This is a genomic window from Novosphingobium nitrogenifigens DSM 19370, assembly GCF_000192575.1.
Classification (GTDB): Bacteria; Pseudomonadota; Alphaproteobacteria; order Sphingomonadales; family Sphingomonadaceae; genus Novosphingobium; species Novosphingobium nitrogenifigens.
This window is the reverse complement of the sequence record NZ_GL876953.1, coordinates 1-1,863: the sequence shown is the minus strand read 5'-3', so window position 1 is coordinate 1,863 and position 1,863 is coordinate 1. Positions and strand designations below refer to the sequence as shown.

1 protein-coding gene and 1 pseudogene are annotated in these 1,863 nt (G+C 60.1%); both read left to right on the top strand.

Annotated features, from left to right (window positions below; all coding sequences use genetic code 11):
* Nucleotides 1-297 precede the first annotated feature (297 nt).
* A complete protein-coding gene (locus tag Y88_RS18720) occupies nucleotides 298-1,665 on the top strand; it encodes an IS110 family RNA-guided transposase (protein ID WP_026167103.1) in 1,368 nt (455 codons plus the stop codon).
* Nucleotides 1,666-1,863 (top strand): annotated as a pseudogene (locus tag Y88_RS19055) (IS3 family transposase); the annotation flags it as partial.

Here is a 1,863-nt window from a genome sequence, read left to right as displayed (position 1 = left end):
GCAAGGATGCCGAGATCCGCCAGTTGAAGCGCGAGCTGGCCCGGGTGACCGAGGAGCGCGATATCCTAAAAAACGGTCGCGGGTTTGGCCCGCCTGTGCGCGGTAGAAACGGGTCGTGGTATGGAGGCGGCAGGAGGGTCGCGGCCGATCGCTTATTGGTGGCATGATACCCCGTTAAAAAACGTGGCCCGTGGGCAGTTGCGCACTTGAGAGTGGTGGCGCCGTATCGCGGCGACCCCGGTTAGGAAAATGACGTTTTGCATCGCCCATACCCTCCCATTCTGGAGGAGATGTGGAATGAGTAGATCAAAATCCGCTAAGCTCGGCGATATGCCGATGGTTGTGCCAGGCGCGGCAGCCATCGACATTGGTTCGACCATGCACATGGCGGCGGTCAATTCCGATGCTGACGATCGGCCTGTGCGCGCATTCGGCACGTTCACCGGCGATTTGCACGATATGGCGCGCTGGTTCAAAGCATGTGGCGTGACAAGCGTGGCGATGGAATCCACCGGCGTCTATTGGATCCCCGCCTTCGAGGTGCTGGAAGAACACGGCTTCCAGGTCATCCTCGTCAATGCGCGCTATGCCAAGAATGTCCCTGGGCGCAAAACCGATGTGAACGATGCCGCATGGCTTCAGCGCCTGCACAGCTATGGCCTCTTGCGCGGAAGTTTCCGACCGAAGGCCGGGGTCGCCACATTGCGCGCCTACATGCGGCAGCGCGAGCGACTGATCGAATATTCAGCATCGCATATCCAGCATATGCAAAAGGCGCTGATGGAGATGAACGTGCAACTCCATCACGTTGTCTCCGACATCACTGGCGCCACTGGCATGCGGATCATCAGGGCCATAGTGGCCGGCGAACGCAATCCGGCTGTACTGGCTGAGATGCGGGACGTCCGCTGCCATTCCAGCGTCGCGACGATCTGTTCCGCGCTGACCGGCAACTGGCGCGATGAACACATTTTTGCCCTGTGCCAATCACTTGCGTTGTTTGACTTTTATCAGACCAAGATCATCGAATGCGACCGCAAGCTGGAGAACGCACTCAGGGATCTCGAAGGCGACAATGCGCACGACACGGCGCGCCTGCCCAAAGTTCGAACCAAGACCAGACAAGTGAATACGCCGGACTTTGAGGTTCGTTCGGCGCTGTATCGCGTGCTGGGCGTGGACCTGACACAGATCCACGGCATCGGGCCGTCGCTGGCCCTCAAGCTGGTCGGGGAATGTGGCACTGACCTTGCTGCATGGCCAAGTTCAAAGCACTTCACATCATGGCTGTGCCTGGCGCCTGGCAACAAGATTTCGGGTGGGAAGTTGCTGTCATCGAAAACGCGGCGATCTTCGAGCCGGGCCGCGGCACTGCTGCGCCTTGCGGCAACCACGATTGGCCGGACCGATACGGCGCTGGGTGCATTTTACCGCCGGCTGTCTGCGCGGGCCGGAAAGGCCAAGGCCGTCACCGCCACTGCACGCAAACTTGCCGTGCTGTTTTACAACGCTTTGCGGCACGGCATGGCATACCATGACCCCGGTGCGGCACAGTACGAAGAGCGCTATCGCAGCCGCGTGATCGGCAATCTGCAACGGCGCGCCAAGGCATTCGGCTTCGCGCTGCAGGAATTGCCAGAAGAGCACCAGATGGCTGTTTCTTAGGAAAGCCACCGCGTATTTCGCCAGGGATGCAAAGTGAGATACGCGTTCGTTGCCGAGTATCGTGACCAGTTCCGGGTTCGGTCGATGTGCCGGTGCCTGCGCATCCAGCCCAGCGGCTTCTATGCCTGGCAGAAGACCCCTCTGAGCCAGCGCGCCCAGGAAGATGCTCGGCAGACCAAGTTGATCCGGCAAGCCTGG

Bases quoted from the DNA above. Each gene is read 5' to 3' on its own strand.
- Y88_RS18720 (WP_026167103.1), top strand. From the start codon at position 298: ATGAGTAGATCAAAATCCGCTAAGCTCGGCGATATGCCGATGGTTGTG.